Raw genomic sequence first — 13,445 nt, 5'->3', positions numbered from 1 at the left:
CCTGTGCGATGCCTACACTGCGCGCTGGTTTATCATTTTGGGGAAAGAGATGCTTAATAACGACATCCTGCGTAGCCTGCGTTACACACTGCAAGCGGACAATAACGCGCTGGTGCGCATTCTTGCGCTGGCGGATACAGAGGTCACCGCCGAACAGATTGCGCCGTGGCTGCGTAAAGAGGATGAGGCAGGGTATAAGCCGTGTCCGGATATTGTGTTATCCGCTTTTCTCAATGGGCTGATTTATGAAAAACGCGGTAAAGATGACAGCACGCCGCCGCTGGTGGCCGAGCGCAAGTTGAATAACAACATTGTGCTGAAAAAATTGCGAATCGCCTTCTCGTTAAAGACCGACGATATTCTGGCGATTCTGACCGCACAGCAGTTCCGCGTGTCAATGCCGGAAATCACCGCCATGATGCGCGCGCCGGAACATAAAAACTTCCGTGAGTGCGGCGACCAGTTTCTGCGTTATTTCCTGCGTGGCTTAGCCAGCAAGGTGCAAAAGCCAAAAGCACAGGCCTGATAAGCGAGGCTGCCTGAGCGTTGTGAAAATGCCGGACGGCGACGTTGCCTTATCCGGCCTGTGATCTTCACCGACCCGGTAAGCGCAGCGCCACCGGGCAAGATGACGAATTACTGAACCTCTTTAAAGCCCTTCGCTTTCAGCAGCGCTTCCGACTTTTGCATACTGATGCCATCCTGCACCGTGCCGGTAAACGCCGTGCCCTGCAACGCATTCAGATCGGCGAAATTCACCGCGCTGTAATCGACATCCAGCGTCTCCTGCGCATAGGTTTGCTGGTAATCAACGCTCTCTTTGATCCCTTTGACGCTCTGGTATTTCTGGCTGATCGGCCCGAGGACTTTCATCGCCTCCTCTTTGTTGCTCGCGCCAATGGCGCTGTAGTCGATCTTATTTTTCGCCGTCTGGCGCAGCACTTTGTCGTCTTTGTAGTAATAGGTCAGCGTTAGCTCAGTTCCTGGCGCCGACCAGCTAAAAGTTTTGCTCTGCTCTTTCTCTCCGCAGCCACTCAGGCTGAAGAGCAGGACAAAGGCGAAAAGGGCGGCAAAAAGATGACGGATATTCACGGTGATTCCCCTGTTTCTATAAGCTGTTATCAGTATAGAAAAAAGGCGCTGATATCAGCGCCATTCATTATTGTTATTTGACCTGTTGGCCGGCTTTCGCACCACTGTCCGGACTGAGCAGGAAGATGTCCTTGCCGCCAGGACCTGCCGCCATCACCATTCCTTCGGAGATGCCGAAGCGCATTTTACGCGGCGCAAGGTTCGCCACCATTACCGTCAGACGGCCAATCAGCGCGCCCGGATCCGGGTAGGCAGAACGAATGCCAGAGAAGACATTGCGTTTCTCGCCGTCCAGATCCAGCGTCAGGCGCAGCAGCTTGTCAGAACCCTCAACAAATTCCGCATTCTCAATCAACGCCACGCGCAGATCGACTTTGACAAAATCATCAAAGCTGATGGTCTCCTGAATCGGATTGTCGGCCAGTTCGCCGGTCACCGGCGCGGCAGCCGCTTTCACTTCTTCTTTCGATGCTTCAACCAGCGCTTCCACTTGTTTCATCTCAATGCGGTTGTACAACGCTTTGAAGGTATTCACTTTGTGGCTGAGCAGCGGCTGGTTGATGGCATCCCACTCCAGCGTGGTGTTGAGGAACGCTTCCGCACGCTCAGAGAGCGACGGCAGAACCGGTTTCAGGTAGGTCAGCAGAACGCGGAACAGGTTGATACCCATTGAGCAGATGGCTTGCAGATCGGCATCGCGGCCTTCCTGTTTTGCCACCACCCACGGCGCCTGCTCATCAACATAGCGGTTAGCGACATCTGCCAGCGCCATGATTTCGCGTACCGCTTTGCCGAATTCGCGGCTTTCCCACGCTTCGCCAATGCTGGCCGCCGCGTCGATAAAGGTCTGGTACAGCGCCGGATCCGCCAGCTCTGCCGCCAGCACACCGTCAAAGCGTTTGGCGATAAAGCCCGCGTTACGGGAGGCCAGGTTGACCACTTTGTTGACGATGTCGGCATTCACGCGCTGGATAAAGTCTTCCAGGTTTAGGTCGATATCATCAATGCGCGAAGAGAGCTTCGCCGCGTAGTAGTAGCGCAGGCTGTCGGCGTCAAAATGGTTCAGCCAGGTGCTGGCTTTAATGAAGGTGCCACGCGATTTGGACATCTTCGCGCCGTTCACCGTCACATAGCCATGAACAAACAGGTTGGTCGGCTTACGGAAATTGCTGCCTTCCAGCATTGCTGGCCAGAACAGGCTGTGGAAGTAGACGATATCTTTACCGATAAAATGATACAGCTCGGCGTCGGAATCTTTCTTCCAGTATGCGTCGAAGCTGGTGGTATCGCCGCGTTTGTCACACAGGTTTTTGAACGAGCCCATGTAGCCGATCGGCGCATCCAGCCAGACGTAGAAATATTTACCCGGCGCGCCCGGTATTTCGAAGCCAAAGTACGGCGCATCGCGGGAGATATCCCACTGTTGCAGCCCGGATTCGAACCACTCCTGCATTTTGTTGGCCACCTGCTCCTGTAGCGCGCCGCTGCGGGTCCATGCCTGCAACATTTCGCTGAAGGAGGGCAGATCGAAGAAGAAGTGCTCGGAATCACGCATTATCGGCGTCGCGCCGGATACCACGGATTTTGGCTCGATAAGCTCGGTCGGGCTGTAGGTCGCGCCGCACACCTCGCAGTTATCGCCGTACTGATCCGGCGATTTACATTTCGGGCAGGTACCTTTCACGAAACGGTCCGGCAGGAACATGCCTTTTTCCGGATCGTAGAGCTGAGAGATAGTGCGGTTTTTAATAAAACCGTGCTCTTTCAGGCGCGTGTAGATCAGCTCCGACAGCTCGCGGTTCTCGTCGCTATGCGTGGAGTGGTAGTTGTCATAGCTGATGTTAAAGCCAGCAAAATCGGTCTGATGTTCCTGACTCATTTCGGTGATCATCTGCTCCGGGGTGATCCCCAGTTGCTGCGCTTTCAGCATGATCGGCGTGCCGTGGGCATCATCCGCGCAAATGAAGTTCACCTCATGGCCGCGCATTCGCTGGTAACGGACCCAGACATCAGCCTGGATGTGCTCCAGCATATGGCCGAGGTGGATAGAGCCGTTGGCGTACGGCAGTGCGCACGTTACCAGAATTTTCTTCGCGACTTGAGTCATAGTAGGCATTACATCTTCTAGAGAAAAAGGGGTATCGATAGTACCAAAAGGGGGATTAGCGCGCTACGCGATCGAGGCCGTTTTAAACCATATATGCAGATAGGGGGATAATTGAACGACGCCAGCAGGCGCGTTTAAACCCCATGCACCAATATGCGCAATAATTACGCTATATGTTAATGGCATGAATCCGTAAATGGATAATTATTACCTGTGCGGTAAACTTGGCCGCTACAATGTCGTTTCTTCAGAACAACTACAAAGGAGTCGGGATGAGTTCGCAATCCCCGGCCAAATCCCCGGAAGCTTTGCGCGCCATAGTTTCGGGAACATTGGCCAATTTTCAGCACCCAACCCTGAAGCATAACCTCACGGCGTTAAAAGCCGTGCACCATGTTGCGTGGCTGGATGGCACCCTGCATATCGAACTGGTGATGCCGTTCGTCTGGCGTACCGCGTTTGAAGAGTTGAAAGCGCAGTGCAGCGCGGAACTGCTGCGCATTACCGAAGCGCGCGCCATCGACTGGAAACTGTCGCACAACATCGCCACCCTGAAACGCGTGAAGAATCAGCCGGGTGTCAACGGTGTGAAAAACATCATTGCGGTCAGCTCCGGCAAAGGCGGGGTAGGGAAGTCCTCCACTGCTGTAAACCTGGCGCTGGCGCTGGCGGCGGAAGGGGCGAAAGTCGGTATTCTGGATGCGGACATCTACGGCCCGTCTATTCCGCTGATGCTGGGTGCGGAACATGAACGCCCGACCTCGCCGGACGGAACACATATGGCGCCGATCATGGCGCATGGTCTGGCTACGAACTCCATCGGCTATCTGGTCACCGACGATAACGCTATGGTGTGGCGCGGCCCGATGGCCAGCAAAGCGCTGCTGCAATTGTTGCAGGAATCGATGTGGCCGGATCTTGATTACCTGGTGCTGGATATGCCGCCAGGCACCGGGGATATCCAGTTAACGCTGGCGCAGAACATTCCGGTCACCGGCGCGGTGGTGGTCACCACGCCGCAGGATATTGCGCTGATCGACGCCAAAAAAGGCATCGTGATGTTCGAGAAAGTGGAAGTGCCGGTTCTGGGGATAGTCGAGAACATGAGCATGCACATTTGCAGCAACTGTGGTCACCACGAGCCGATTTTCGGCACTGACGGCGCAGAGAAGCTGGCGGAACAGTATCACACCCAACTGCTTGGTCAGTTGCCGTTGCACATAACGTTGCGTGAAGATCTCGATAAGGGCACGCCGACGGTCGTCAGCCGCCCGGACAGCGAATTCACGGCTATCTACCGCAACCTTGCGGATCGCGTTGCCGCGCAGCTCTACTGGCAGGGCGAAGTTATTCCTGGCGATATCGCCTTTCGCGCGGTGTAAAACCAGCGTGGTTGCGATGCAGCTCTGAATCGCAGCTTCGAAGAGAGAGCAGGCCGGATGGGGGTAATACCGCATTCCGGCCTGCAATTTTACTGCTTCACCAATTATTACTGTTTCACATAGTGCATCAGCACGTAATCCCCTTCCGGTGATATACCCTGCGCTTCTGCCCGCCAACCGTGGCGCTCATAAAACGCCAGTGCGGCCTTATTGTGCAACAAGCATTTCAGTGCACCGGTGCCGGTAAACGTGGTCTGAACATGTTTGAGAAGTGCGCTGCCGACCCCTTTACCCTGAAAGGCCGGATCAACAAACAAGTTATGCAGGAAGTTGTCGTTTTCGTACACCGAAGCGAAACCGAGACGATGCCCCTCATCTTCAGCGACCCAAATCACTTCATCGACGGTGGCAGCATCAAAGTCTTCCAGTTGCCAGTCACGCCCATCGAGCCAGCTCCAGCCAGCTCTGCGGGCTTGTAAAAACAGCGTGCGCAGGAACGGCCTGTCACTCTCCTGCCAGCGGCGAATAATCACAGGCATTCCCTTAACGATGGTAAAAAATGTCGCCGTTATAGGCTTTGAGGATTTTTCCTTCAGCGTCGGTGATCAGCACGTAGTTGCCGCCCATGTAAGTCCAGTGGCTACCGGGTTGCGGCGCGGGCAGGTTACGCAACTGCCACTGTTTGATGTTGTACTCTTCGCTACGGTACATCTCTGGCACGGTATCGCCGATATTGAATTTAGTAAAGTCAGCAACAAAATCCTTAATTTCATACGATTGCGTGCCGGTCGCCGCTGGTGTGGCCGTCTGCGGAGCCGCAAACGCCGAGGAGGCGGTGACCAACAGCGCACCCAGAAGCATCATTTTCGTTTTACGCATTGTTTCTCCAGGTTGTTCTTTTTACATTTCACGCAGTTGCTTATGTAGCACGCTATCATTGCCGTTAACGCGGTACTGAGCAACCGGGAAAAAATAACGCTTTGGTAAAAAGTGTAAGCAAACCCAGGTAGTAGCTGTACAGGCGGAGAGCGATTTTCGCTATCTGCTTGTAACGTTTGGGAATAATCCTGGCTGAATGCTCAGTCAGCAAACCCTTCCAGCACAATCTTGCCGACGGCGCGCTGGCTTTCCAGCAGTGCATGCGCCTTACGTAAATTCGCGGCATTGATGGTGCCAAAGTGCTCGCCGAGCGTGGTTTTCAGCACGCCCTGATCAATCAACTGCGCCACGCGGGTGAGCAGCTTGTGTTGCTCGATAATATCGTGGGTGGTGAACATTGAACGGGTAAACATAAATTCCCAGTGCAGAGAGAGGCTTTTCATCTTCAGCGGCACGGCATCCAGGCTTTCCGGATCGTCAATCAGTGCCAGTTTACCCTGTGGTTGCAACGCATTAATCAACTGCTGATAGTGCTCCTGGGTATTGTTCAGGCTGGCAACGTGCGTCACCTGCGCAATGCCAATCCGCGCCAGCTCTTCGGTCAGCGGTTTGCTGTGATCAATCACATGATGCGCGCCCAGCGCTTTCACCCACTGCTGGCTGGCAGGGCGCGATGCGGTGCCGATCACTGTCAGGCGGGTCAGTTTGCATGCCAGTTGCGTCATGATGGAACCTACGCCGCCCGCCGCGCCAACGATCAGCAACACATCGCCTTCGTTGCCGTTCTCGTTGATGCCGAGCCGGTCAAACAGCATTTCCCATGCGGTGATGGCGGTCAGCGGTAGCGCCGCTGCCTGGGCGTTATTCAGCGTTTTAGGTTTGCGTGCCACAATGCGCTCATCGACCAGTTGATATTCGCTGTTGCTACCCGGACGGGTCAACGCGCCCGCATACCATACTTCATCACCTGGCTGAAACAGCGTTACCGCCTCGCCAATGGCTTTAACTACGCCGACGGCGTCCCAGCCCAGTACGCGTGGGGTATCGGCATTAAACCCGGCACGAACTTTGGTATCAACCGGGTTAACGGATACGGCTTTCACTTCGACCAGCAGATCGTGGCCGCAGGCCTGCGGTTGCGGCAACTCAATATCACTGAGGAAATCCAGGTTACTGCTACCCTGAGCTGTGCGGGTAATGGCGATTGCTTTCATACGTGCTCCGTTAAGTAAGGGATGTGAACTCGTGTGATTAATGGTAGTCAGGCTGATTGATATGAGAAACCATCAAAATCGGGAAGCACTTATTCTCTGATAGTTAAAATCATCCGACGGGAAAGTGGTGGTGGGCTACGACGGCACCTGAGAAAGTTCGTTCTTCCGTCCGTCGCTGACCACTGTTTTGCGGGATCTCGATTTGCAGGAGATCTGCCAATAGTTGCAAGCTATTGTACTTTTGGCGTTAGTCTTAGAAACCGCATTATGTGTACGGGATACACGACGATGGTTTTGCTAAGGTATTGTTTGCAATTATATTCTTATACTTAACCTAAATATCCATACTTTTGTGCCGATAATTGTCGCAGGCCGCACCGTTTTGATGGGGCCGATGGTTGTGTCGACATCTTACTTAAGGGTACAAATATGTCATTACGGCGGTTTTCTTTTCTTATTTTCAGTCTCTTACTCTGTATCTTCCTAATTAGTTCTACATCTAACCTTTGGTCACTTACGCGCAGCAACCAGTCGCTGGACAGTGTGAACAAAGAAATTCGCGTGGTGTTATCCGTGATTGATCCGATCAACCACAGCCGTACATTGCGGGTCAGGCTGATGGAAGCGATGATTAACGCCAGCCTTGGCGACAGCGAGAAAGCCCATGCATCGCTTGAGAAAGCGCAAGAAGTGATGCAGAAAGCTTCTGCCGCTTTTGACGCCTACAAGGCAGCTTCACATATTGCGGGTGAAGAACAATTTTCCGTTCCCTATAACAATGCCTGGCATGTTTATGTTAATGATGGCCTGAAACCGTTGATGGATGCCGCGAACCGTAATGACAGCGCGCGCTTTAATCAACTGGTCAGCGATACGATTCCGCGACTCGATCGTCAGTTCGAAATCACGCTGGATAATTTGCTGGCGTTTCGCGAGAAAAACGCGCAGAGCCTTAACAATGACGCACAGAGCCAGTTTATCAACAGTATTATCACTCTCGGTGTCTTCACTCTGCTGTTTACGCTGATTATCATTGCCATGTTTATCCTGATACGGCGTCGTGTTCTCTCTCCCCTTGATGCTGCCCGGCTTCATTGTCAGCAGATGGCTGCCGGAGAACTGCATAGCCCGGTGATATCGCGCTCGAAAGACGAAATCGGTACGCTGCTTAGCTCGCTGGAGCAGATGCGTCTTTCGCTGGTGGATATCATTTCGCAGGTTCGTCATTCAAGCGAAAGCGTGGCCCATGCAGCCGAAGAGATTGCCGCCGGAAATACGGATCTCTCGGCACGAACAGAGTCCCAGGCCGCTTCCCTTGGCGAAACAGCCGCCAGCATGGAACAATTGACCTCCACGGTGAAACACACCTCAGAAAATACGAACCAGGCTAACCAGCTTGCCAGCAACATGCGCAACTCCGCACAAGAGGGCAACACAATCGTTGAAGAAGCGGTGCTTTCAATGAAGGAAATCGAAAGCAGCTCCGGCAAAATCGACACCATTATCGGCCTGATTGAAGATATTGCTTTCCAGACGAATATCCTGGCGCTTAACGCGGCCGTTGAGGCAGCCCGCGCCGGAGAGCAGGGCCGTGGTTTTGCCGTTGTCGCCAGCGAAGTCCGCAACCTGGCGCAGCGCTCGTCGGTTGCTGCGAAAGAGATCAAGGAGTTGATTGAGCAATCCGGCAATCAGGTTCAGATTGGCAGCGAAAGAGTGGAGCGCGCAGGTGAAAGTATGAAGCGCATTATCACCTCCGTTAAACAGGTGTCCGAACTGATGTCTGAAATTGATCTCTCCACCAATGAACAAAGCCGTGGTATTGAGCAGATCAATATTGCTGTCGCGCAAATGGATTCCGTTACCCAGCAGAACGCCGCACTTGTTGAGGAAGCCTCTGCCGCAGCACATTCGCTGAAAGAGCAGTCGCAACTACTTAAACAGGCCGTGGCCGTCTTCAGACTTAACTGATGACTGAAACGGTATCAGGCAGGTTTCGGCCTGCCTGCTATGTGCGCCGGGGAAGTTCCCCATCCGGCCTGATGATGACTAATGAAACGCAAGAGGGGCTCAAGGAAGCGTGGAACAAATCCATGACTTGACGAACAGAAACCTGATACAAGGCTCCCCGACTCGGCAACTCGCGCCTATGATCGTGAAGGCTATAACCATAAAGGGCCAAAGAATGGTTATGAAATTCTGAATATTATTGAGAGCGGGTGATTTCTCCCATAGTAAAAGCAAGGTTAGCCGCAGCAATAAACGCGGCACTACGGGCATCAGCACTAATTTGTCGGGCATCAAGTAATCCGTTTGCTGCTTCGAAAGCCTGGGTAATCGTTCCGATACCATTCCGATAAGCATCACTGGCAGCGTCAAAAGTGACAGAAGCCGTTTTCACCAGATGAATGGATGCATCGTTGGACTCCAGGGCGGAGCGAAGTGTATCGCTCGCAACTACAATTTCCCGCAGTGCAATATCCTGTGTTTTCTGTAAACCATCCCGGGCTACGTTAAATCTGGATTCGGCTTCCTGAACGCGGGCTGCTCGTATGCCGCCGTCATAAAGCGGCATACTTACCCCCAGCACAATGCCTGAAGATGAAGTGTGCGGGGTTGCTGCCGGTAATCCCTCGGTATCAAAACGTCCGTGACCTCCCGCTATAACACCAGCCAGATAAATTTTAGGGAGAAAATCCACTTCTGTGGCTTTCACTGTTGAACGGGCGGCCTCAACTGCTGCGTAGCCAGCCTGGATATCTGGCCGTCGGGAAAGCGCAAGCTTTATCGCCGTTTCAGTTGGAGGAGAAAGCCGCGCAGGTAACGGAGTTTTATCATCGTATGCTACTTTGATGTCAGCGAATGGGGAAATACCTGTTGCGCCGAGTAAATCTTGCCAGCGGTCGCGCTCTTGACCCTGGGCCATAACATGATTCAGTTTTGATTGTGCAACCAACTGCTTTGCCTGGCTTACCTCAATAATGGTCGCTATACCATTTTTGTTTCGCTCTTCCGCCGCGTTAAGAATCTGCTGGCTGTTTTTCATCATTTCGGCAGTATTCCTGGTACGGATAAGCGCCGCGCCATACATATAGTAAGCACGTGTCACATTGAAGATAATTTTCTGGTGTGTACCATTAAAGGAAGCGTTGATGGCGTAGGTGTTCTCTTGCGCTGCCTTAACCAGTGCGCTTCGCTGACCAAAATCGAAGAGTAACCACTGCAAACCAATGGCGGGGATCACTGCGCTGTCAGTGGTATCCAGGTCATGGTATCCCGCGATGGAGTAGGGAAGCGGTGAACGTGTACGCTGGTATCCACCTACGACTGTTGCCGAAAGTAAAGGTAAAAGCGTCGCCTCCGTGATACCCGCAGCAAGAGCAGCTTGCTTTGACTGCTCCCATGCGATGCGGGTATCTGGATTTAGCTTTTCGGCAATGTCGATTAATTCCGCTAATTCATAGGCATGTTGCGGATTGAAAACCGGGATGGGCATCTGTTCCAGTGTATGCTCACCGCCAGCTAACGCATCAGACAAATTTAGTGCCGATCTGGTCGGGGTAACCTGATCCCATGATGCTGAAGGTGATGGCGGTGCCAGACTCAGACTATCTGTTGCACAAGCGGACATCAGCATAGCGAAAGTAACAACGCCGCCCTTCTGGATAATACGCAGACCTTTTCCCCATCTTGATATCTTCATCCAGTTAGTTCCTCAAGCCGACGGATGTGCTGTTGCCTCCCTGAATTCGTCACTTCTGCGGGCAGGAACAGGATTGGGCAAAGCGCGGTGATTGCAGCCATCTGTTCCCGGAATTGTTCATACTCACCGGGAGTTGGTCGCAGGAAGACGGGTTCAAAAAACGCCAGCCTGAGCGCTTCATGTGCGCTGGCGAGGGCCTCCTCTACATTACCGGCTTCACGGGTTGCCGTTGCCCTTGGTAGTGAGTCACTTTTTGCCAGAATCGACAGGCTTGCCAGCGCGCTGGCAATATGTGAGCGCACGGCCGTGGCAACTGACACCGGCCATACACAGGTGAAAATAATATAGATAACCAGATTTCCAAGCAGAATGCCTATCACCCTGTCATAGGCTACGCCCAGATCTATAGCGGGTTTAGAACCATGAAGGACGCAGAGTAAAAATGCCAGACCAATCTGGATACCCGCGTAGGCTATCCGCTCATTACCACTGGAAACCCAAGCGGCCAGCGTCAGCATGAGAAAGATCATCACCATCAGTTGACCAATGTCAGTCATTAGCGGAAAGAGGTATATCAGGGAGAGAACCCCTGCCATGGCACCAATCAGACAACCGATAATACGAAGGGTAAGTTTGTGGACGGTTTCGCCGGTAGTACTGAGTGCAACAACATAGCAGGTGATCATCGCGGTATGGATATCCTGCCAGTTGAGTGCCGTGTAGATGAAATAACAGATGAGGCTGCCAGCAGTTGCTTTCAGGGCAAAACGAATATGCTCCGGACTGGTAAAGGCGTTTTCTACAAAGAAAGCCGAATTTGTTGCTACCGGGATGTCTCCTTTGGCAGGGGTGACGAGCGTCCGCAGGGTATTATGTAGTTCACTTGTTCCCACTGGTACGAGTTTTTTCTCCCCCGCTCCGTAAATAATCTGCTGAGCAATAGCCTCACAGGTATTTGCCAGCAGGCACCGTTCAGCAGTGGGGAGCGTAGGGGCGAGTGCGGAAGTTGCCAGTAGCAGACGATAGCTTGAATAAACAGCCGCCTCCAGCCATCTTGCTTTTTTTAGTGGGCACAGGCGAAAAATGCGGATCAACGTGACCTGCTCCTGTAGCGCTTTTTGGCCATCCAGTAATTGCTCCTGTATAACCGAAAGGTTACGCGTGTCAGGTTCACGCAATGCCTGTGCCGCAGATTCCAGCCGTTTCGAAAGGCTCTGACACAGCAATTTCAAGGAGGAGCGCCCAAGAAAAAAAGTAAAGATGATGAGTAGAAGCATCGGACTGGCTGCCATGAGCCAGGCGTAAAGCACCGCTCGGGTAGCAAGCTCGCCATCGGGAGCATTTCCAAGTAGGCTCATAACGAAAGCAATTACCAGCGCAATAATGCTGCCAACGGGACCAAGTTTGCTGGCAGAGCCTAACCAGAGGAAAAAGATAGAAGTGATGGTGAGCAGCATCATTCGCAGGAGCGGGAACTCCAGCGCCAGTGGCAGAGCGATAAACAGCAGTCCCACTACTATCGAAATGAGAAGTGTAACGGCAAACGCCATTACCATACTTTCTGCACTGTCGGGCTTCATGACAAACAGGATCAGGTAGCAACTGATTGCCGACTCAGGAATACCATACAACATTGCAACAAAAGCCATCACGGTGCATAGCAAACCGATGCGCCAGGCGATTGCAAAACGCCCAGGAAAGCTCATTAGATCACGGGAAACCTGATGTAGCAGTTCGTGCCAGTGATTTTTAGCACCCATCATGATGAACGATGACCTCAGCGGTTGCTCCGACACGCATCAATGACACAGGAGGATTCTCCAGGCTTATTCGGACCGGAAACCGTTGCGCAACACGTACCCAGTTCAGGGATTTTGGCACATAAGGAAGACTGCGCGGGAATGTGAGCTGATCCTGAGAACTGATCCCCCAGCCAATTCCTTCAACCTTACCTTTGATGGGCGTCTTGCTGTCAGTCATAACGTAAACCGTGGCGCACTGACCGATTTCTATTTTCACCAATTCGGTTTCTCGAAAGAAGGCCGATGCATACCAGTGTTCGCTGTTGATAAGGGTGAAAATTGCCTGATCCGGCGCCACAAACTCGCCCGGCGAAATGTTCAGCCCCACAACCAGACCATTAGAAGGCGCGCGAATCACCGTATTTTCCAGTTCTCGTTCTGCAATAGACAGTGCTGCTTTTCTGGCGGCTACCAGTGCTTCCGAGGCATCAGTACTGCTGACCAGAGCGTCTGCTGCAGCGGACTGCTTCAACGCCTGTTGCAGGCTGATCTCCGCATCTCTGCGGGCAGTTGCCGCATCGTCAACCTGCTGTGCAGTTACATAACCTTTCGACAGCATAGGCTGTAACCTGGAAAGGGTTTGAGTGGCCAGCTTCAGATTCACTTTTGCACGGGTGATTTGTCCATTAGTGACTTCAGCATTAGAGCGCTCGGCAAGCACGCTGCGTTGTTGCGTATTGTTGGCGGCTTCGGCTATTTTTAGTTCTGCCCGGGCCTGGTCAACACGTAAACGATACAGGTAGGGATCGATGACAAACATAACGTCGCCCCGGTGAACATATCCATTTTCTTTCACATTGAGCGAGATAATCCGCCCCGGGACTGGTGCGCTGACATTAATGATATTGGCACCAATTTCGGCATCTGTTGAGGTGGGATTATCGGCATTATATTGCAGGGTGAGCCAGCCGAGCACCAGTGCAGACACGGTGAGCAGGAGCCCTACGGCAATTGCCAGGCGACGTTGATGAGAGTACAGAAACTTTTTCATCATAAACGACTATGTGAAGAGAGAAAGATATACACCACATGCCACTCCAAGCATCAGAAAGACATAGGCCAGAAGCTTGCAAGGCAACACTTCATCGATACCCAGGCGAATGAAAAGTAGTCTGCCGAGAATTGCCGCCAGCATCCCCAGTACAGCGCAAACTATCCAGACGGGAAAATATGAACCCAAAAAAAAGAACGTCGGCGCACGACCAGATACACAACCTGAGAGGAGTGCCGATGACACTAAAAAAACCACCTTCAGTTGCCTGCACATGC

General features: G+C 52.7%; 12 protein-coding genes. 3 read left to right on the top strand and 9 right to left on the bottom strand.

All coding sequences use genetic code 11. The features are described from left to right. The first annotated feature begins 49 nt into the window (after positions 1-49). Positions 50-526 (top strand): YehS family protein, encoded by a 477-nt coding sequence (locus GA0061070_RS03950; RefSeq protein ID WP_090133828.1) that lies wholly within the window; start codon positions 50-52, stop codon positions 524-526. 110 nt (positions 527-636) lie between these two features. Here the strand turns inward: GA0061070_RS03950 and GA0061070_RS03945 are convergent, their stop codons facing one another. Next, positions 637-1,092 (bottom strand): YehR family lipoprotein, encoded by a 456-nt coding sequence (locus tag GA0061070_RS03945; RefSeq protein ID WP_090133826.1) that lies wholly within the window; start codon positions 1,090-1,092, stop codon positions 637-639. A gap of 73 nt (positions 1,093-1,165) precedes the next feature. Then, complete coding sequence (metG, locus tag GA0061070_RS03940) at positions 1,166-3,199, bottom strand: methionine--tRNA ligase (RefSeq protein WP_090133904.1); 2,034 nt, start codon at positions 3,197-3,199, stop codon at positions 1,166-1,168. 272 nt (positions 3,200-3,471) lie between these two features. Here metG and apbC point away from each other — a divergent pair, with 272 nt between their 5' ends. Next, entirely contained in the window at positions 3,472-4,581 is a 1,110-nt protein-coding gene (apbC, locus tag GA0061070_RS03935; RefSeq protein ID WP_090133824.1) for an iron-sulfur cluster carrier protein ApbC, read from the top strand. A 107-nt stretch (positions 4,582-4,688) separates the two neighbouring features. On the opposite strand, the gene GA0061070_RS03930 is transcribed toward apbC, so the two are convergent. From GA0061070_RS03930 to GA0061070_RS03920, 3 genes are all read right to left on the bottom strand, one after another. Further along, a complete protein-coding gene (locus GA0061070_RS03930) occupies positions 4,689-5,120 on the bottom strand; it encodes a GNAT family N-acetyltransferase (RefSeq protein ID WP_208598148.1) in 432 nt (143 codons plus the stop codon). A 4-nt stretch (positions 5,121-5,124) separates the two neighbouring features. After that, a complete protein-coding gene (locus tag GA0061070_RS03925; protein ID WP_090133821.1) occupies positions 5,125-5,460 on the bottom strand; it encodes an RcnB family protein in 336 nt (111 codons plus the stop codon). Positions 5,461-5,660: 200 nt separating this feature from the next. Then, positions 5,661-6,674, bottom strand: a complete 1,014-nt coding sequence (locus GA0061070_RS03920; RefSeq protein WP_090133819.1) for a zinc-binding alcohol dehydrogenase family protein — start codon at positions 6,672-6,674, stop codon at positions 5,661-5,663. A gap of 429 nt (positions 6,675-7,103) precedes the next feature. Here GA0061070_RS03920 and GA0061070_RS03915 point away from each other — a divergent pair, with 429 nt between their 5' ends. Continuing rightward, positions 7,104-8,642 (top strand): methyl-accepting chemotaxis protein, encoded by a 1,539-nt coding sequence (locus GA0061070_RS03915; RefSeq protein ID WP_090133818.1) that lies wholly within the window; start codon positions 7,104-7,106, stop codon positions 8,640-8,642. A gap of 235 nt (positions 8,643-8,877) precedes the next feature. Here GA0061070_RS03915 and GA0061070_RS03910 read toward each other — a convergent pair whose 3' ends face one another. Genes GA0061070_RS03910 through GA0061070_RS03895 form a run of 4 tightly spaced genes read right to left on the bottom strand, consistent with a single transcriptional unit; the run spans position 8,878 to position 13,443 of the window. After that, complete coding sequence (locus GA0061070_RS03910) at positions 8,878-10,374, bottom strand: TolC family protein (RefSeq protein WP_244153030.1); 1,497 nt, start codon at positions 10,372-10,374, stop codon at positions 8,878-8,880. Beyond that, a complete protein-coding gene (locus GA0061070_RS03905) occupies positions 10,371-12,137 on the bottom strand; it encodes an FUSC family protein (RefSeq protein WP_090133816.1) in 1,767 nt (588 codons plus the stop codon). The genes GA0061070_RS03910 and GA0061070_RS03905 overlap by 4 nt, the downstream gene beginning before the upstream one ends. Then, positions 12,124-13,170, bottom strand: a complete 1,047-nt coding sequence (gene mdtN, locus GA0061070_RS03900; protein ID WP_425256036.1) for a multidrug transporter subunit MdtN — start codon at positions 13,168-13,170, stop codon at positions 12,124-12,126. The genes GA0061070_RS03905 and mdtN overlap by 14 nt, the downstream gene beginning before the upstream one ends. 6 nt (positions 13,171-13,176) lie before the next feature. Beyond that, the gene (locus GA0061070_RS03895) at positions 13,177-13,443 is read right to left on the bottom strand and encodes a YtcA family lipoprotein (protein ID WP_090133814.1); all 267 of its coding nucleotides are present in this window, start codon (positions 13,441-13,443) and stop codon (positions 13,177-13,179) included. Between the last annotated feature and the right edge of the window lie 2 nt (positions 13,444-13,445).

The organism is Kosakonia oryziphila (assembly GCF_900094795.1).
Taxonomy (GTDB): Bacteria; Pseudomonadota; Gammaproteobacteria; order Enterobacterales; family Enterobacteriaceae; genus Kosakonia; species Kosakonia oryziphila.
Note: the sequence above shows the minus strand (reverse complement) of the source record. Positions and strands in the feature narration are given on the sequence as shown.

Excerpts from the sequence above, each read along its gene's own strand:
- GA0061070_RS03950 (WP_090133828.1), top strand. The coding sequence starts at position 50 with ATGCTTAATAACGACATCCTGCGTAGCCTGCGTTACACACTGCAAGCG.
- metG (WP_090133904.1), bottom strand. The coding sequence starts at position 3,199 with ATGACTCAAGTCGCGAAGAAAATTCTGGTAACGTGCGCACTGCCGTAC.
- apbC (WP_090133824.1), top strand. The coding sequence starts at position 3,472 with ATGAGTTCGCAATCCCCGGCCAAATCCCCGGAAGCTTTGCGCGCCATA.
- GA0061070_RS03930 (WP_208598148.1), bottom strand. The coding sequence starts at position 5,120 with ATGCCTGTGATTATTCGCCGCTGGCAGGAGAGTGACAGGCCGTTCCTG.
- GA0061070_RS03925 (WP_090133821.1), bottom strand. The coding sequence starts at position 5,460 with ATGCGTAAAACGAAAATGATGCTTCTGGGTGCGCTGTTGGTCACCGCC.
- GA0061070_RS03920 (WP_090133819.1), bottom strand. The coding sequence starts at position 6,674 with ATGAAAGCAATCGCCATTACCCGCACAGCTCAGGGTAGCAGTAACCTG.
- GA0061070_RS03915 (WP_090133818.1), top strand. The coding sequence starts at position 7,104 with ATGTCATTACGGCGGTTTTCTTTTCTTATTTTCAGTCTCTTACTCTGT.
- GA0061070_RS03910 (WP_244153030.1), bottom strand. The coding sequence starts at position 10,374 with ATGAAGATATCAAGATGGGGAAAAGGTCTGCGTATTATCCAGAAGGGC.
- GA0061070_RS03905 (WP_090133816.1), bottom strand. The coding sequence starts at position 12,137 with ATGATGGGTGCTAAAAATCACTGGCACGAACTGCTACATCAGGTTTCC.
- mdtN (WP_425256036.1), bottom strand. The coding sequence starts at position 13,170 with ATGATGAAAAAGTTTCTGTACTCTCATCAACGTCGCCTGGCAATTGCC.
- GA0061070_RS03895 (WP_090133814.1), bottom strand. The coding sequence starts at position 13,443 with ATGTGCAGGCAACTGAAGGTGGTTTTTTTAGTGTCATCGGCACTCCTC.